This is a genomic window from Mesorhizobium sp. M7A.F.Ce.TU.012.03.2.1 (assembly GCF_004006095.1).
In the GTDB taxonomy this organism is placed as follows: domain Bacteria; phylum Pseudomonadota; class Alphaproteobacteria; order Rhizobiales; family Rhizobiaceae; genus Mesorhizobium.
This window is the reverse complement of the sequence record NZ_CP034779.1, coordinates 5,799,929-5,815,760: the sequence shown is the minus strand read 5'-3', so window position 1 is coordinate 5,815,760 and position 15,832 is coordinate 5,799,929. Positions and strand designations below refer to the sequence as shown.

Below are 15,832 nucleotides of genomic sequence, written 5' to 3'. Positions count from 1 at the left end.
AAGCTCTCGAAACCGATGCAGACCCGCTTTCTCTACGCTTTCAAATATTGCGACCATGTCCAAGAATCTTACGGATAGCATACCGGCTCGATAGGCCATGGACGGCAACCGCTTGACGGTATACTCCCCCGCATAGGCGATGTTTCGTTGTTGGTAGAAACGGTTCTGACTCCTGAGTTTCCAAGCGTTCCGGCCGACTTGCGATCATGATTTTTGATGCTGGGGGGCATGTGGCGGGAACGGTCAGGTAATCACAGCTATTATGATCCATTTGTTCAACGGCTTTCAGGACCCCTTCGGCGGCAGTGACCTTGAAGCTCTGGAACTGTACCGGCTGTTGAGTGCCGATTCCGAGGTGCATCTGTGGGCAACCTCCTCCAGCGTGTCCGGCGAGTTGATGCGGAATTTCCCGATTCGCCGCGTCTCGCTGTCGAAGTGGGATGTACCGAATGGCGGCACCTACGTCTTTCTCGGCTCGCATTGGCGCAACAAGATGTGGCCTTACCTGATCCCGCGGCCGCGCCGGCTGATCTATGTCTTCAATACCTTTCACCCGAAAATCATCGCGCTGACCACTCGCATGCCCCGCATGCTGAACTGGCCAGACGCCGAACTGGTGCTGATTTCCGATTTTCAGAGACGGATGCTGCGGGTCGATGGCGTCGTGCATCCATCGCTGATCGATGTCGAACGTTTTTCACCCCGGCGTCTGGCTTCGGATCGTCCGTTCACCGTCGGACGCTTGAGTCGCGACGGGCCGGGCAAACATCATGCCGATGACATACCCCTCTACGAGACATTGCTGGCCGAAGGCACAGCCTTGCGGATTCAGGGCGGGGCAGGGCTCAAGGACAGCCTCATGCCGCATCCGCAACTCGAACTGTTCCCACCCGGCCAATTTTCCGCCGAAGAGTTTCTGCAGACGCTCGACGTGTTTTATTATCGCACCGGTTGGCACGTGGAAACCTTCGGTCGCGTCGTGTTGGAGGCGATGGCCTGCGGTCTGCCTGTGGTCTGCCATTCCCATGGCGGCTACGTCGACCACATAAGGCATGGCGAAAACGGTTTCTTGTTCGAGACGACTGAACAGGCGTTGCGCATCCTTGCCGATCTCAAAGCCGATCCGACATTGCGGGCGACAGTGGGAAAAAGGGCGAGGGAGTCCTTCGAGCAGATCTATTCTTCCCAAGCTGTGCGACAGAGGCTGGACTTCTATTTGCGTTAGCCCGGCGTCTGAAACCGTCTACCCGGCCGGTTTGGCATCCAGCTCGACATCGCGTTAAAGGGTGAGCACCCGAATGGCCTCCGGATGGGTGGCAGGCTTCGGCGCGGAAACAGACTGGGCAGGACTTCTATCGATGACATTGATGGGCGCGGCGGCACTGCTGATCCTGATCCTGACTTACGCCGGTGTCGCCATTGGCCGCATCCCCGGTCTGCGCCTCGACCGGGCAGGGATCGCGCTGCTCGGCGGGGCCGCGATGATCGCCATCGGCGCGCTCAGCATGGAGGATGCCTACCGGGCGATCAATTTCGACACCATCACGCTTCTGCTCGGCATGATGATCGTGGTGGCGCATCTGAAAGTGTCAGGCGCCTTTCGCGGCCTTGGTGCCATCGCCATCGAACACGCGCACGCGCCCTTCATGCTTTTGGTGATGGTGACGCTGCTGACCGGCGTACTGTCCGCCTTCCTGGTCAACGACGCCATCTGCCTCGTCATGGCGCCGATCGTCGTCCATGTCACCCGTGTGATCAAGCGCAACCCGATCCCCTATCTGATCGCCACCGCCACCGCGTCGAATTGCGGCAGCGTCGCTACCATCACGGGCAATCCGCAAAACATGGTCATCGGCGCGCTGTCGGGCATTTCCTATCCGGCCTTTTCGGCAGCGCTGGCTCCGGTCGCCCTTTTCGGCCTCGTCGCGGTCGTTGTCATCATTCGTATCGTCTACCGGGCCGAATTCGCCCGAACGGTCCAACTGACGCCCGAGGTCTCGCGTGGCCGCATGCACAAGGGGCAGGTGCTGAAGGCGGTGGTAGTTTGCATCGGACTGGCAATCGCCTTCTTCGCCGGTGTGCCTGTCGCCAAGGCCGCGCTCATCGGCGGCGCCATCCTCTTGCTTACCCGGGCGATCAAGCCGGAACGCATCTACCGCGAGGTCGACGGTCCGCTGCTGTTCATGTTCGCCGGTCTGTTCGTGGTCGTCGCCGGCGCCGAAAAGACGCTTCTTTCGCCAGACATGATCGCCTCGGCAAAGAACCTCGGGCTGGACGATGTCTGGCGTCTGTCCGGATTCACCGCGGTGCTTTCCAACATCATGAGCAATGTCCCGGCCGTGCTGGCGCTGCGGCCTTTCATACCCGGCCTGGAAAACCCCGAGCGCGCCTGGCTGGTCGTCGCCATGAGCTCGACACTGGCCGGCAATTTCACGCTGCTGGGTTCGGTCGCCAACCTGATCGTCGCCGAACAGGGCCGAGCCGCCGGCACGACGCTGTCGTTCGGCGCTTTTTTCAAGGTCGGCTTGCCGCTGACGCTGATAACGCTGGCCGCCGGCACCGCATGGCTGGCGTTTGGTTTCTAATGCATGTCGCCCAAAAGTGGCCCCGGTTTTGGCGCAACGACATGCATAAAACCAAAGGCTTAAAGCGCGTCGCGCTTTAGACCTGGCTGCCTGAAATCCGCGCCCGCACCAGCGTCGCCGCGGCGCGGCCGGCGGCCTCGATGTAATCGGGGTTGCGGTGGATCAGCATGATCGAAAAGCAGCCGTCGATCAAAAGCACGATCTCGCGTGCCAAGGCAGGCGGCTCGCCGACGCCATGGTCCGACAAGGCGCCGGCCAGCCATGTTTCGAAATTCAGCTTGTGCCGCGCGCCGACCTTGACCGCCGGATGTCCGGGCATCGAGGCGAGTTCGGCGGCCGTGCGCAGGAAGCCGCATCCTTTCCATTTCGGGTGACGAGCGGACCTCGCCAGATTGGTGAAGATCGCCTCGACCTTGCGATCCGCGCCGCCTTCGGCGGCATCGAACCAGCCGGCCATCCGCTTCAGATTGGGTTGGTCGCGGCCATCGAGATAGGCGGCGATGAGGTCGTCCTTGCTCTTGAAATGGTAGTAGAGCGTGCGTTTGGTGAGACCCGCTTCCTCGGCGACGGCATCGACGCTGACGCGACCGATTCCTTCGGCATAGAAGAGCCTGGTCGCGGCATCGACAATACGTTTGCGTGTAGGACTTTGCGTGTCAGGCATGAGCTTAGGTATACCGACTAGTGAATATACACAAGCGGAAAGGGGCATAGTCTTCCGGTCATCAGCATGATGAAGAAGGAAGAGCCAATGACCGATCTTGTCCTCAAGGAACCCCGGGATGGGATTGCCATCCTCACCCTCAATCGGCCGGAGAAGCTCAACGCCTTGAACTATGCCCTGATCGATCGCCTGCTTGCGATCCTTGACGACATTGAAGTCGATGACAGCGTTCGTGCGGTCATTCTGACCGGTGCAGGGGAGCGGGCGTTTTCGGCCGGCGGCGACATTCATGAGTTCTCGGCCAGCGTGGCGCTCGGCGTGGATGTCGCGATGCGTGATTTCGTCATGCGCGGGCAACGGCTGACGGCGAGGCTGGAAGCGTTTCGCAAACCCGTCATCGCTGCCGTCAACGGCATTGCCTTTGGTGGCGGTTGCGAAATCACCGAGGCGGTGCCGCTCGCCATCGCCAGTGACCGCGCTTTGTTCGCCAAGCCGGAAATCAACCTCGCAATGCCGCCGACCTTCGGTGGAACCCAACGCCTGCCAAGGATCGCCGGGCGCAAGCGGGCGCTGGAGTTGCTGTTGACCGGTGACTGGTTTGCGCCGCCGCGGGCGCTTGAGTTGGGTCTCGTCAACGAGGTTGTGCCGCATGCCGAATTGATGCCGGCCGCGATCGGCCTGGCCAGGCGTATCCTGCGACACTCCGATCTGGCGATTGCCGGCATCCTCACGGCAGTGGCCCGCGGCCTCAACCAGAGCATCGCCGAAGGTTTGCTGGTCGAGGCCGAGCAGTTCGCCCGCATGGCCCCGACCGCTGATCTGCGCGAAGGGCTGAATGCCTGGATGGCACGCCGCGAGCCGGGCTATGACGGCTCGTGGACGCATATCGCGCGTCCCGACGAGGCCAGGCGAGCCTCGTTGGCGTTGGATCAGGGCGCCACCACCAAACGGCCTTTCATGTTGGGGTGAAAGCGGCAGAAATAGTCGACCGGTCCCGCGGCCTTCAATGTCAGGCTTGCGGATTTCTTCGGCGGGATCATCACTTCCCAGCCGCCTTTCACGGTGGCCGTGTGGGCGAACACATCCTTGTTCACCCACTCGATCGTGTCGCCGACCTTGGCCTCGACGCTGGCTGGCGAGAACACCAGCCTGTCGATGATGACCTGGATGGTTTCTGCTCGCGCCGGAACGGTACCGACGGCCAGCGTCAACGCAATCCACAGATGGCGTTTCGGCATGCTCCCGGTCCTTACTTGAGCATGCCGGCGACGTGCTCGGCGTGCTGCTCATGGCCCTGGAAAATCTTCAGGCCGGTTTCCAGCAGGCTCTTCAGGTCGGCATTCTGCGCCGACCGGATCAAAAGGGTTTCGAGCGCGCCGTTGACCTGCTTGTGGTAGGCGACCTCGTTATCGACATAGGCCTTGTCGAAGGCAGCGCCGTCGAGTTTGGCGAGCTTGGCCCGCTCCTCCGCCGCAGCTTTGGTCAGCGCCTGGCTGGTGGCGTTGTCTTCCGGCGTGACCTTGAGCTTCTTCACCAGATCGAGCGCCTGCACGTTCACGGCTTCGTGGTCGCGCACCATGTCGTTGGCGAAATCCACGACCTCCTTGGTCTTCGATTTTTCGATGGCCAGCTTGGCCGCTTCAATGTCGATGACCCCGGCCGTATAGGCGATGTGAGCGATCTGCGGATCGGTTGGCTTGTCGGCGGCTTGTGCGAACGGGGCGGTGCCGAGCAGCAGCAGGGCGGCGAGCGCGGCAGTGTGTCGGATGGACATGGCATCTCCTTCGCCGGACGCTGAAAATCTCGCCGGACTGTGTTTTCGGTTGACGGTCGTTGGATGCTGGCCAGCGGCAAACGTTCCCGCCAAAATCAATTGAATCCGGTGAGGCTCAGCTTTCCAGCCCGAGCCGCCGCATGACCGCGCTGGTCAGTCGTTCGCAACGCCGGCCGGCGAAGGGGAAGGCATCGAGCAGCACCGGCCCGATCTGATCGTCCAGCGCCTTGCGCACGAGGGCGCGGGCGCGGTGCAGCCTTGTCTTGACGGTTTGCGGCCGCACGCCGAGGAGATCGGCGGTCTCCTCGATGCTCAGCCCCTCGATCACCCGCGCCACGAACACCGTCCGGTAGACGTCGGGAAGGCTGTCTGTGGCCTGTTCGACCAGTTGGAGGATCTGCCTTTGCGCCATCGTCCGTTCCGGATCGTCGCTGGGGTGGAGGGGGAACCGGATGATCTCGGCTTGCGGATTTTCCGGCATTGCCACCGTTCTGCGCCTTTTGCGCAGGCGGCCGAGCGCCTCGTTGATGACGATGCGCGACAGCCATGTGGCGAGCGAGGAGTCGCCGCGAAACGCATCGAGATGGGCGAAAGCCTTGAGGTAGGCCTCCTGGACGATGTCCTCGGCCTCGCTGTCATTGCGCACGACGCCGCGCGCGATCCGGTAGAGCCGCTGATTATGTGTCTTGATGATGGTGCGGAAGGCGTCGTCGTCGCGCGCCAGCGCGCGGTGCACAAGCTGCATCTCGCCTGGCACAGCGGAAGGCACGGCCGTCAACACAGCAGGCATCGCCAGTTTCCTCAACCCAATCTCCGAACCAAGATTCTCGATCGGGAGATTGGACGCTGTCGCCGGCAGAAGGTTCCCGAAGATTTTCTGCCGGGTCCGGCGGCCGCTACCCTACAGTGCGAGCGAAGGCTTGTCAGGCAGCCTGCAGGCGCGCCGTGGCCGCCAACAGATCGGTCTGGGTGATCAGCCCGAGAATCCGCTTGTCGTCGTCGACGATGATGACCGCATGGCTGCGGCCGTCGGTGAGCACCGGCAGCAGACCCATGGCGGCAAAGCCTGCGGCGGCTGTTGCCGCGGGCGATATAACGGATCCGACCGTCCCAAAGGCCTGGGTGAGTTCGCGCAATCCCACGGTCCCTGCCAGCCTGGCTTCAGCATTGACGACCGGCAGGGTCCGGATGTTGTGGTCAAGCAGCAATTGGCGCGCCGCCTCGGTCGAGGTGTGAGCATCGACCGAGATGACATCGCGCGACATGATGTCCTCGCACAGAAGGGTCTTGTGCGCGCGCACCATCGCCTGCAATTCGACCTGCCGCAGCAGCCGGTCGAGATCGTTGCGATCGATATCGAACGTCTCGTCGAGTGCGCCAAGCGCGGCATCGATGTCTTCGGAGCGGAAGCCGACGCGCAGTTGCGCCGGCGGATCGCCGGTGCCGTGGCTGTTCGCCGGCGCTGCAACCGGCACATGCGGATAATTGCGCCGGGCCAGCCTGTGGAAGCCGTAGCCGAGCGCCACCAGCAGGATCGAGTTCAGCGCCACCGGCACGAATGGAAACAGGAAGCCGGCGCTGATGACGGCAGGCCCTCCCAGCACCGCGGTCAGCGCGGCCGCTCCGCCCGGCGGATGCAGGCAGCGCGTGAACGACATGGCGGCAATGGCCAGTGCCACCGCGATGCCGCTGGCAAGGGCGGTTTCGTGGATGAAATGCGCCACGATCACGCCGACCAGCGCCGATATCGTGTTGCCGCCGATGATCGACCATGGCTGTGCCAGCGGACTGGCGGGCACGGCGAACAGCAGCACCGCCGACGCCCCCATCGGCGCCACCAGCAGTGGCACATGCGGGCCGTTGCCGAGCACAAGGCTGGCGATCACGCCGGTGAGTGCAATGCCGATCGTCGCGCCGATACAGGCGACGAGACGCTCGCGCAGCGTCGCACCGGCAAGAATGGGAACAAAAAGGCGGAAAGCCATGGGGTCGAAAACTCTGCCGGTATTCCAGGGGAAGTCGAAAATGTGCTGATCGCACCGCAATGACGCGGCATCGTTGAATTTGAAAGCCAAACTGATCCGGTAAACCGCAATTTTAGGGAATAGAATTCCGCTACGCAGCCGCCGCGGCGGTCAGGCCGCGCGAGATGTCGGCCTTCAGGTCGTCGACGTCCTCGAGGCCGATCTGCAGGCGGATCAACGGACCCTCATAGGGCGCTTTTGGAACGACGCGGTCGCCGAGCCAGACCGGTACGGCAAGGCTCTCATAGCCGCCCCAGGAATAGCCGAGGCCGAAGATCCGCAGCGCGTCGAGAAAGGCGTGCTGCTGCTTCTGGCCGCCACCGGCAAGAACGATGGAAAAGATGCCGCTGGAGCCGGAGAAATCCCGCTTCCACAGAGCGTGGTCCGGATGGCTGGGCAGGGCCGGGTGGAGCACGCGCGCCACGCCCTTCTGGCCCTCGAGCCAGGAGGCGATGGCAAGCGTACTGCGCTGATGGTGTTCGAGGCGCACGCCCATGCTGCGCAGGCCACGCAGCACCTGGTAGACGTCGTCGGGCCCGGCGCAACAGCCAAGCGTGCAGAAGCTCTCGTAAAGATGCGTCCAGCAGCTCTCATTGGCCGACACCGTGCCGAGCAGCACGTCGGAATGGCCGGCCGGGTATTTGGTCGCCGCATGGATCGAGATGTCGACACCGTGGTCGAGCGGACGGAAATAGAGTGGCGTCGCCCACGTATTGTCCATCATGACGATGGCGCCCGCGGCGTGCGCCGCCTTGGCGATAGCCGGGATGTCCTGCACCTCGAACGTGTTGGAGGCCGGCGATTCCGTGAACACCACCTTGGTGTTGGGCTTGATCAACGCCGCGATGCCGGCGCCGACATCGGGGGCGTAATACTCGACCTCGACGCCCAGCCGCTTCAGCATCGTGTCAGCGAAATTGCGGGTTGGATGATAGACGGTATCGACGATCAGCAGATGGTCGCCGGCCGAGACGAAGGCGAGCAGCGGCACCGTCACCGCCGCAAGGCCCGACGGCACCAGGATCGTGCCTGCCGAGCCTTCCAGCGCGTCTATGGCATGGGCAAGCGCATCGGTCGTCGGTGTGCCGCGCGTGCCGTAAGTGTATTTCTGGGTGCGCGCCGCCATCGAAGCCGCGTCGCGAAACAGCACGGTCGAAGCATGCACCACCGGCGGATTGACGAAGCCGAAATAGTCGTGCGGATTGTTGCCCGAATGGGCAAGCCGCGTGTTGACGCCCATCCCGCCGCTAAAGTGCTCGCCGTCTTTCGCCATTCTGCGTCGCCTCGTTTGACAAGCCGGTAGCCATAGTGCGGCGCTATGGACCGTGCAACAGCCACCGCCCGCCAGGAGGCGGACTTCGATATGCCAGTTCGTCGCGGCAAAAACAGCGATGCTGGGGCAGGGTATTAAACGAAAAACCCGCCTGTGCGGCGGGTTATCGGCGCAAATCAGCACCATGGACGAATATGTACCATAGCTGAGGGCAGGGTGTCAAGAAAAAATTCCTATCGCGAAAGGCGGCCTTTTATTGACCTGCGTTCGGAGCCCTAATCTCAGCCGATCGGCCTATTGTGGGCGGCTGCGGAAGGTATATGATTTCCTGCTAATATTAATCGCCGGATTGCTTCGATCAGATGCTGCCGGATGGTTGCTGCCGGTTGACTTCTGGTCCTCCACGATCCGGATCGCGCTCATGAAGCGTGAGTGCGGCAAGGGAGGAATGACATGCCGGACGTCAAATGGGCCATGAAGGCGAGCGAATTCATCAACTGCAACTGCGCCTATGGCTGCCCGTGCCAGTTCAACGCCATGCCGACATACGGATTCTGCCAGGCGGTCGCCGGCATGGAAATCGAGAGCGGCCATCACGGCGACACCAAGCTCGACGGGTTGCGGTTCGTCGGGATTTTCAGATGGCCCGGCGCCATACACCAGGGCGGGGGTGAAGCCGCGGTGGTCATCGACGAGAGGGCGACGGAAGCCCAACGTGGCGCGCTGCTTCGCATATTGGGCGGTCTGGACACCGAGCCAGGTGCAACGATATTTCAGGTCTTTTCGACCACGCTGGAGAAATTCCACGATCCGATCTTCGCGCCGATCGAATTCAAGATCGACGTCGACGCGCGAACCAGTCAGCTGCATGTCGAGGGTATAACCGACGGTCGCGGCGAGCCGATCCGGAATCCGGTCACCGGCGCCGCGCACCAGGCGCGCATCGACTTGCCGCACGGCTTCGAATACGCGATCGCCGAGGTCGGGCGCGGCTGGACCAAGGCGACGGGCCCGATCAAGTTCGAACTGGCCGATACGCACAGCCATTTCGCCAATCTGCATCTTACGCAGAGCGGCATCGTGCATTGACCTGATCCAATGGGCGATACGGCCCTCGAGGCGGTGCTGAGGCGCGATCGCGCGGTCGTGATGGCCGCGCTCGTGGTGATTGCCGTGCTCGCCTGGGCCTATGTGCTGTGGCTCGCCGCCACCATGGTCATGCCCGGCTCCCCCTTGCCGGACGGCGGAGGCGGCGACATGGCCGGCATGGATATGGCCGGCATGGATATGGGCGCCGCCATGGCGCCCGGCTTCCGGCCCTGGGCATTGGGCGATTTCGCCTTCACCTTCACGATGTGGGCGGTGATGATGGTCGGCATGATGACGCCGTCGGTCGCGCCGATGTTGCTGCTCTATGCCGGTGTCGGCCGCAAGGCGCGGGCGGATGGCCGGCCCATCGCTTCGACGGGATGGTTTTTTGCCGGCTATCTCGCCGTCTGGGTCGTCTTCAGCCTCCTGGCGACCGGTGCGCAATGGCTTCTCGCCCGTCTTGCCTTGCTCGATCCCTCGATGGCAACCGGCAGCGCGATCCTCGGCGGCCTCGTTCTGATCGCCGCCGGTCTCTATCAATGGACGCCGATGAAGGGCGTCTGCCTGCGCGAATGTCAGGCGCCGATCGCGTTCCTGGCCGGCCGTGGCGGATTCCGCTCCGCTCCGCTCGGCGCGCTTCGGCTCGGCATCGATCACGGCGCTTATTGCCTGGGGTGCTGCTGGGCGCTGATGGCTCTGTTGTTCGTCGGTGGCGTCATGAACGTGCTGTGGATCGCCGGCATCGCCATCCTTGTTCTGCTGGAGAAGACGGTGCCGACCGGGCAGCTGATTCCGCGCGTTTCAGGCGCGTTGATGGCCGCCATCGGGATCTGGATCGTCTTTCAAGCCCTTTGAGAACAGTCTTCGTCGGCGGTCTGTATTGGTATGCAGCCGTCAGTAAATTGTCAGATGACAATCTTGGGACCTGGTAGTTCGTCGCACGCGGAGGTCAACAACGACGAGCTATTGCCCGGGATGGATTTCGCTGCCGCGGCCCGTATTGGCCCCGCGTTGGCGTTGCATGAGATTTGCCGCCTTTATTAGCCCTGCTGGCTAAATCGCGGGCGTGTTTGTCTGTAAATCGGGCATTTGCGGCAATCGGTTTTCAAACTCTTTGGGTTTCGGTCATTTCCCTTGACCTCACAGGAATTATCGCCTTCGATGACATTTGTGAATGGGAGGCGGCGCGTCGGTTACGATGCGGGGTTTCGGGAATGGGCCGGGATGAAGCCGCGTTCACACGGGAGAAAAAAATCAGGATTTACTCCTGAAAACAGAGAAAAGGGTCTGTGGGTCATGAAACACATTGCTATCGGCATTCTAGGCGCCGCCACGCTTGGATTGATGGCGTCCGCCGCGTCGGCGGCCACGCTCGACACCGTCAAGGCGAAGGGCTTCATCCAGTGCGGCGTCTCCACCGGCCTTGCCGGCTTTTCGGCGCCGGACGACAAGGGTGACTGGCAAGGCATCGATGCGGATTTCTGCCGCGCTGTCGCGGCCGCCGTCTTTGGTGACGGCTCCAAGGTCAAGTTCACGCCGCTCAGCGCCAAGGAGCGGTTCACCGCGCTGCAGTCGGGCGAGATCGACATCCTGTCGCGCAACACCACCTGGACCATCAACCGCGATACGGCGCTTGGCCTGAACTTCATCGGCGTCACCTACTATGACGGCCAGGGTTTCATGATCAACGCCAAGAAGCTGCCGGGCGTCAATTCGGCCCTGCAGCTTTCGGGCGCAGCCGTCTGCGTGCAGAGCGGCACCACCACCGAGCTGAACCTCGCCGACTACTTCAAGGCCAACAAGATGGAGTACAATCCCGTCGTCTTCGAGAAGCTGGAAGAGGTCAACGCCGCCTATGATGCCGGCCGCTGCGACGTCTACACCACCGATCAGTCGGGCCTCTACGGCATCCGCCTGACGCTGGGAGCGCCGGCCGACCACGTCGTGCTGCCCGAGATCATCTCCAAGGAGCCGCTCGGACCGGCCGTTCGCCAGGGCGACGACCAGTGGTATCACATCGTCAAGTGGACCTATTTCGCGCTGCTGCAGGCTGAAGAGCTCGGCATCACCAAGGCCAATGTCGAGGAGATGAAGAACTCGGCAAGCCCCGAGATCAAGCGCGTGCTCGGCCAGGAAGCCGATACCAAGATCGGCACCGATCTCGGCGTCTCCAATGACTGGGTGGTCAACATCGTCAAGGCCGTCGGCAATTATGGCGATATGTTCGAGCGCAATGTCGGCTCGGGCAGCCCGCTGAAGATCGCGCGCGGCATCAACGCGCTGTGGACCAAGGGCGGCCTGCAATACGCGCCGCCGATCCGCTGATCGAAATGTGATCCGGGAGGCAGATCATCTGCCTCCCGGTTTCTCTTTCCAGGGGACGGTCGAATGGCATCGCAGGACGTACTTCGCGAGGAGCCCAGCCGCGGCTCCTTCATCAACGATCCGAAAATCCGGGGCATATTCTTCCAGGTGCTGGTCGTCGTGCTGCTGGTGGCGGGCGTCTGGTGGATTGCCCACAACGTCATCGACAACCTGACGCGGCTGCGCATCGCTTCAGGCTTCGGCTTCCTCAAGGGCCGCGCCGGCTTCGACATCAGCGAGAGCGCGATCGCCTATTCGTCGGATTCGACCTATGGCCGCGCCATTCTGGTCGGCCTCCTCAACACGCTCATCGTCGCCATCGTCGGCATCATCACCGCGACAATCATCGGCTTCGTCATCGGCATCGGCCGGCTCTCGCAGAACTGGCTGATCCGGAAGATCTGCACCGTCTATGTCGAGGTCTTCCGCAACATCCCGCCGCTGCTGGTCATCTTCTTCTGGTATTCCGGCGTGCTGGCCGTGCTGCCGGCACCACGCGACAGCTACAACCTGCCGTTCGGCTCCTTCCTCAACCAGCGCGGTTTCTATTTTCCACGCGCCGTGTGGGGCGACGGCTCATGGCTGATCTTCGTCGCCCTGCTTGTCGGCATCGCCATGGCGTGGTTCGTCGCGCGCAAGGCGCGGCAACGGCAGATGGCGACCGGCCAGCAATTTCCAGTGTTTTGGACGTCCGCGGCGCTGATCGTCGGGCTGCCGCTGCTCGCCTATGCGCTGAGCGGCTTTCCCCTGAGCTTCGACTACCCGAAGCAGTCGACTTTCAACCTGACCGGCGGCTTCCAGGTCCGGCCGGAGTTCCTGTCGCTTTATCTGGCGCTGTCCTGCTATACCGCCGCCTTCATCGCCGAGATCGTGCGCGCCGGCATCAGGGGTGTCAGCGCGGGCCAGACGGAAGCTGCCGGTGCGTTGGGCTTGCGGTCCGGATCGATCCTGCGGCTGGTCGTCGTGCCGCAGGCCATGCGCATCGTCATTCCGCCGCTGACCAGCCAGTATCTCAACCTGACCAAGAACTCGTCGCTGGCCATCGCCATCGGCTATCCGGACCTGACGGCGACCGCCGGGACGGTGCTGAACCAGACCGGCCAGGCCGTCGAAGGCGTGGTGATCATGATGGTGATCTACCTCGCCATCAGCCTCCTGACCTCGCTTGTGATGAACTGGTTCAACGCCAAGATGGCGCTGGTGGAGAGGTGAGGTAAGGACATGCAAGAACATGATATGTTCTGGGTGCGCACCGAAATGGTGCTGGCGCAGCCGGCGCCCGCCAGCGTCACCGGCCTCGGCGCTTGGGTGCGCAAGAACCTGATCGCTTCTGCCGGCGACACCATCTTGACGATCGTCGGCATCGCCCTGGTGGCGATGATCCTGCCGCAAATCATCAATTGGGCGTTCATCAACGCCGTGTGGACGGGACCGGACCGGACCGTATGCGCCACGGTGGCGCAAGGCGGCATCCAGCCGGATGGCTGGACCGGCGCCTGCTGGGCTTTCGTCAATGCCAAATTCGGCCAGTTCATGCTCGGGCGCTATCCCATCGAGGAGCGCTGGCGGCCGATCCTGGTCGCTATCCTGTTCGTGGCGCTGCTGGTGCCGATGCTGATCCCGAAGGTGCCGCGCAAAGGGCTGAATGCGGTTCTGCTGTTCTTCGTGCTGCCGATCGTCGCCTTCGTCCTGCTGGTCGGCGGCATGTTCGGCCTGCCGCATGTCGAGACCTCGCTTTGGGGTGGGCTCTTGGTGACGCTCAGCCTGTCTTTCGTCGGCATTGCCGTGTCGCTGCCGCTCGGCATCGTGCTGGCGCTCGGCCGCCGTTCCAAGATGCCGATCATCAAGACGCTGTGCGTTGTCTTCATCGAGACGGTGCGCGGCATCCCGCTGATCACCGTGCTGTTCTTCGCCAGCGTCATGCTGCCGCTGTTCCTGCCGGAGGGTGTGTCGTTCGACAAGTTCCTGCGCGCGCTGATCGGGGTGTCGCTGTTTGCCGCGGCCTATATGGCCGAAGTGGTGCGCGGCGGCCTGCAGGCGATCCCCAAGGGCCAGTATGAAGGTGCCGATTCGCTCGGTCTCGGCTATTGGCAGAAAATGTATTTCATCGTCATGCCGCAGGCGCTGAAACTGGTTATTCCAGGCATCGTCAACACCTTCATCGGCATGTTCAAGGACACCAGCCTGGTCATCATCATCTCGATGTTCGACCTGCTCGGCATCGTCAAACAGAATTTCTCCGATGCAAACTGGGCAACCGCGCAGACGGCGAGGTCAGGCCTGATCTTCGCGGCCTTCGTCTTCTGGCTGTTCTGCTTCGGCATGTCGCGCTATTCAATGTACACCGAACGCCGGCTCGACACCGGCCACAAACGCTGAATGCATGTCGCCCAAAAGTGTATAGCGGTTTTGGGATAACGACATGCATCACTACCAACGACAAAAGAACAAGGGGATCCCTGTCATGGCCACCGAAAATGCCGTCAGCGCCGAAGAGATCAAGGTCAACGCCGCCAAGATGCAGATTTCGACGACCGATGTCGCCATCGACATCATCGCCATGCACAAATGGTACGGCGAGTTCCATGTGCTGAAGGACATCAACCTGAAAGTGATGCGCGGCGAGCGTATCGTCATCTGCGGCCCCTCCGGCTCCGGCAAATCGACCATGATCCGCTGCATCAACCGTCTGGAGGAGCACCAGAAGGGCAAGATCATCGTCGATGGCAAGGAACTGACCAACGATCTCAAGAAGATCGACGAGGTGCGCCGCGAGGTCGGCATGGTGTTCCAGCACTTCAACCTGTTCCCGCATCTGACCATCCTGGAGAACTGCACGCTGGCGCCGATCTGGGTGCGCAAGACGCCGAAGAAACAGGCCGAGGAAATCGCCATGCATTTCCTCAAGCGCGTCAAGATTCCGGAACAGGCCCACAAATATCCCGGCCAATTGTCCGGCGGCCAGCAGCAGCGTGTGGCGATTGCCCGTTCGCTGTGCATGAACCCGCGCATCATGCTGTTCGACGAGCCGACCTCGGCGCTCGATCCGGAGATGATCAAGGAAGTGCTGGAGACCATGGTTGGCCTTGCCGAGGAAGGCATGACCATGCTGTGTGTCACCCACGAGATGGGCTTCGCCCGCAAGGTCGCCAACCGTGTAATCTTCATGGACCAGGGCCAGATCGTCGAGCAGAACACGCCGGCCGAGTTCTTCGACCACCCGCGCCACGAGCGCACGAAGCTGTTCCTGTCGCAGATCCTGCACTAGGCCTCGACGGCCACGAAGAGCCCGGCTGAAACACTGCCGGGCTCTTTTGCGTATGGATAACAGGCGGGCGTTCGTGTCGCGCCGGAGCGCGTTTGCAGGGCCGCCTTTCATGAAAAGACTGGGACGTTTTCTGGGTCTTCTGTTGGTTCTCGTCGCACTCGCCCTGACGACGGGCACCTTCGTGCCACGGCCGCTGTGGCCGGCCGCCGCCGCCGTGCCAGCCGCGACGCGTCACATCCTGGTGCTGAACAATCCGATCCACACCGATATCGCCATCCCGGTCGATGACGCCGTGCGCCGGCGTTTCCATTTCCTGGTCGACGCGGGCATACCGGCCGACAGGCCGGAGGTCCGCTACATCGTCTTCGGCTGGGGCGGCCGCGCCTTCTACCTGGAGACGCCGACATGGTCCGAGCTGAAGGCGGTGCCGGTGATGAAGGCACTGACACTCGACGCGTCGGTCATGCATGTCGATGTCGCCGGTGACATCCTCGAACCGCACCCCGATATCGCGGGATTCGACATCACCGAGGATCGGTTCACGGCGTTGCTCGATTTCATCGATGCAAGTTTCCAGCGGGGACCGAAAGGCCCGACCCTCGTTCCGGACGCAGCCTATTCCAGGTTCGACGGCTTCTACGAAGCCAATGGCCATTTCAACGCACTGGTCGGCTGCAACACCTGGACGGCGGCGGCCTTGCGCATCGCCGGCCTGCGCACCGGCTGGTGGAACCCGCTGCCTGTATCGCTTGGCCTGTCGATGCGGCTGTATAATTGAAGGCCATTCCGGT

Annotated in this window: 16 protein-coding genes; 10 read left to right on the top strand and 6 right to left on the bottom strand. The window is 62.3% G+C overall.

The window, feature by feature from the left end; translation table 11 throughout:
• Positions 1-262 precede the first annotated feature (262 nt).
• Together EJ079_RS28915 and EJ079_RS28910 are read left to right on the top strand one after the other, a co-directional pair.
• A complete protein-coding gene (locus EJ079_RS28915; protein ID WP_127810821.1) occupies positions 263-1,225 on the top strand; it encodes a glycosyltransferase in 963 nt (320 codons plus the stop codon).
• A gap of 133 nt (positions 1,226-1,358) precedes the next feature.
• Positions 1,359-2,585: an anion transporter gene (locus tag EJ079_RS28910; protein WP_127810820.1), complete on the top strand. Its 1,227-nt coding sequence runs from the start codon at positions 1,359-1,361 to the stop codon at positions 2,583-2,585.
• Positions 2,586-2,661: 76 nt separating this feature from the next.
• Here the strand turns inward: EJ079_RS28910 and EJ079_RS28900 are convergent, their stop codons facing one another.
• On the bottom strand, positions 2,662-3,249 hold the full coding sequence (locus EJ079_RS28900; RefSeq protein ID WP_164748925.1) for a TetR/AcrR family transcriptional regulator: 588 nt from the start codon (positions 3,247-3,249) through the stop codon (positions 2,662-2,664).
• An 87-nt stretch (positions 3,250-3,336) separates the two neighbouring features.
• On the opposite strand from EJ079_RS28900, the gene EJ079_RS28895 reads away from it, so the two are divergent.
• On the top strand, positions 3,337-4,218 hold the full coding sequence (locus EJ079_RS28895; RefSeq protein WP_127810819.1) for a crotonase/enoyl-CoA hydratase family protein: 882 nt from the start codon (positions 3,337-3,339) through the stop codon (positions 4,216-4,218).
• Here the strand turns inward: EJ079_RS28895 and EJ079_RS28890 are convergent.
• The 5 genes from EJ079_RS28890 to EJ079_RS28870 all read right to left on the bottom strand — a co-directional run bounded on the left by EJ079_RS28890 (position 4,179) and on the right by EJ079_RS28870 (position 8,320).
• Positions 4,179-4,487 (bottom strand): cupredoxin family copper-binding protein, encoded by a 309-nt coding sequence (locus EJ079_RS28890; protein WP_127810818.1) that lies wholly within the window; start codon positions 4,485-4,487, stop codon positions 4,179-4,181. The genes EJ079_RS28895 and EJ079_RS28890 overlap by 40 nt on opposite strands.
• 11 nt (positions 4,488-4,498) lie before the next feature.
• Entirely contained in the window at positions 4,499-5,023 is a 525-nt protein-coding gene (locus EJ079_RS28885) for a DUF4142 domain-containing protein (protein ID WP_127810817.1), read from the bottom strand.
• 115 nt (positions 5,024-5,138) lie between these two features.
• Positions 5,139-5,813, bottom strand: coding sequence for an RNA polymerase sigma factor (locus tag EJ079_RS28880; protein ID WP_127810816.1), 675 nt, complete (start codon positions 5,811-5,813; stop codon positions 5,139-5,141).
• A 133-nt stretch (positions 5,814-5,946) separates the two neighbouring features.
• Positions 5,947-7,008 carry an HPP family protein gene (locus EJ079_RS28875; RefSeq protein WP_127810815.1) on the bottom strand — a complete coding sequence of 354 codons (1,062 nt, stop codon included), beginning with the start codon at positions 7,006-7,008 and terminating at the stop codon, positions 5,947-5,949.
• A gap of 130 nt (positions 7,009-7,138) precedes the next feature.
• The gene (locus EJ079_RS28870) at positions 7,139-8,320 is read right to left on the bottom strand and encodes a cystathionine beta-lyase (RefSeq protein ID WP_127810814.1); all 1,182 of its coding nucleotides are present in this window, start codon (positions 8,318-8,320) and stop codon (positions 7,139-7,141) included.
• Positions 8,321-8,773: 453 nt separating this feature from the next.
• On the opposite strand from EJ079_RS28870, the gene EJ079_RS28865 reads away from it, so the two are divergent.
• The 7 genes from EJ079_RS28865 to EJ079_RS28835 all read left to right on the top strand — a co-directional run bounded on the left by EJ079_RS28865 (position 8,774) and on the right by EJ079_RS28835 (position 15,819).
• Positions 8,774-9,409, top strand: a complete 636-nt coding sequence (locus tag EJ079_RS28865; RefSeq protein WP_127810813.1) for a DUF1326 domain-containing protein — start codon at positions 8,774-8,776, stop codon at positions 9,407-9,409.
• A gap of 9 nt (positions 9,410-9,418) precedes the next feature.
• Positions 9,419-10,264 carry a DUF2182 domain-containing protein gene (locus EJ079_RS28860; protein ID WP_127810812.1) on the top strand — a complete coding sequence of 282 codons (846 nt, stop codon included), beginning with the start codon at positions 9,419-9,421 and terminating at the stop codon, positions 10,262-10,264.
• A gap of 441 nt (positions 10,265-10,705) precedes the next feature.
• Positions 10,706-11,734 carry an amino acid ABC transporter substrate-binding protein gene (locus EJ079_RS28855; RefSeq protein WP_127810811.1) on the top strand — a complete coding sequence of 343 codons (1,029 nt, stop codon included), beginning with the start codon at positions 10,706-10,708 and terminating at the stop codon, positions 11,732-11,734.
• Between the two features lie 63 nt (positions 11,735-11,797).
• On the top strand, positions 11,798-12,985 hold the full coding sequence (locus EJ079_RS28850) for an amino acid ABC transporter permease (RefSeq protein WP_127810810.1): 1,188 nt from the start codon (positions 11,798-11,800) through the stop codon (positions 12,983-12,985).
• 9 nt (positions 12,986-12,994) lie between these two features.
• Entirely contained in the window at positions 12,995-14,152 is a 1,158-nt protein-coding gene (locus tag EJ079_RS28845; RefSeq protein WP_127810809.1) for an amino acid ABC transporter permease, read from the top strand.
• Positions 14,153-14,237: 85 nt separating this feature from the next.
• The gene (locus tag EJ079_RS28840) at positions 14,238-15,041 is read left to right on the top strand and encodes an amino acid ABC transporter ATP-binding protein (RefSeq protein ID WP_023761950.1); all 804 of its coding nucleotides are present in this window, start codon (positions 14,238-14,240) and stop codon (positions 15,039-15,041) included.
• A 109-nt stretch (positions 15,042-15,150) separates the two neighbouring features.
• Positions 15,151-15,819, top strand: a complete 669-nt coding sequence (locus tag EJ079_RS28835; RefSeq protein WP_127810808.1) for a TIGR02117 family protein — start codon at positions 15,151-15,153, stop codon at positions 15,817-15,819.
• Positions 15,820-15,832: the final 13 nt, after the last annotated feature.

Coding starts and splice junctions, on each gene's coding strand:
- EJ079_RS28915 (WP_127810821.1), top strand. CDS start 263: ATGATCCATTTGTTCAACGGCTTTCAGGACCCCTTCGGCGGCAGTGAC.
- EJ079_RS28910 (WP_127810820.1), top strand. CDS start 1,359: ATGACATTGATGGGCGCGGCGGCACTGCTGATCCTGATCCTGACTTAC.
- EJ079_RS28900 (WP_164748925.1), bottom strand. CDS start 3,249: ATGCCTGACACGCAAAGTCCTACACGCAAACGTATTGTCGATGCCGCG.
- EJ079_RS28895 (WP_127810819.1), top strand. CDS start 3,337: ATGACCGATCTTGTCCTCAAGGAACCCCGGGATGGGATTGCCATCCTC.
- EJ079_RS28890 (WP_127810818.1), bottom strand. CDS start 4,487: ATGCCGAAACGCCATCTGTGGATTGCGTTGACGCTGGCCGTCGGTACC.
- EJ079_RS28885 (WP_127810817.1), bottom strand. CDS start 5,023: ATGTCCATCCGACACACTGCCGCGCTCGCCGCCCTGCTGCTGCTCGGC.
- EJ079_RS28880 (WP_127810816.1), bottom strand. CDS start 5,813: ATGCCTGCTGTGTTGACGGCCGTGCCTTCCGCTGTGCCAGGCGAGATG.
- EJ079_RS28875 (WP_127810815.1), bottom strand. CDS start 7,008: ATGGCTTTCCGCCTTTTTGTTCCCATTCTTGCCGGTGCGACGCTGCGC.
- EJ079_RS28870 (WP_127810814.1), bottom strand. CDS start 8,320: ATGGCGAAAGACGGCGAGCACTTTAGCGGCGGGATGGGCGTCAACACG.
- EJ079_RS28865 (WP_127810813.1), top strand. CDS start 8,774: ATGCCGGACGTCAAATGGGCCATGAAGGCGAGCGAATTCATCAACTGC.
- EJ079_RS28860 (WP_127810812.1), top strand. CDS start 9,419: ATGGGCGATACGGCCCTCGAGGCGGTGCTGAGGCGCGATCGCGCGGTC.
- EJ079_RS28855 (WP_127810811.1), top strand. CDS start 10,706: ATGAAACACATTGCTATCGGCATTCTAGGCGCCGCCACGCTTGGATTG.
- EJ079_RS28850 (WP_127810810.1), top strand. CDS start 11,798: ATGGCATCGCAGGACGTACTTCGCGAGGAGCCCAGCCGCGGCTCCTTC.
- EJ079_RS28845 (WP_127810809.1), top strand. CDS start 12,995: ATGCAAGAACATGATATGTTCTGGGTGCGCACCGAAATGGTGCTGGCG.
- EJ079_RS28840 (WP_023761950.1), top strand. CDS start 14,238: ATGGCCACCGAAAATGCCGTCAGCGCCGAAGAGATCAAGGTCAACGCC.
- EJ079_RS28835 (WP_127810808.1), top strand. CDS start 15,151: ATGAAAAGACTGGGACGTTTTCTGGGTCTTCTGTTGGTTCTCGTCGCA.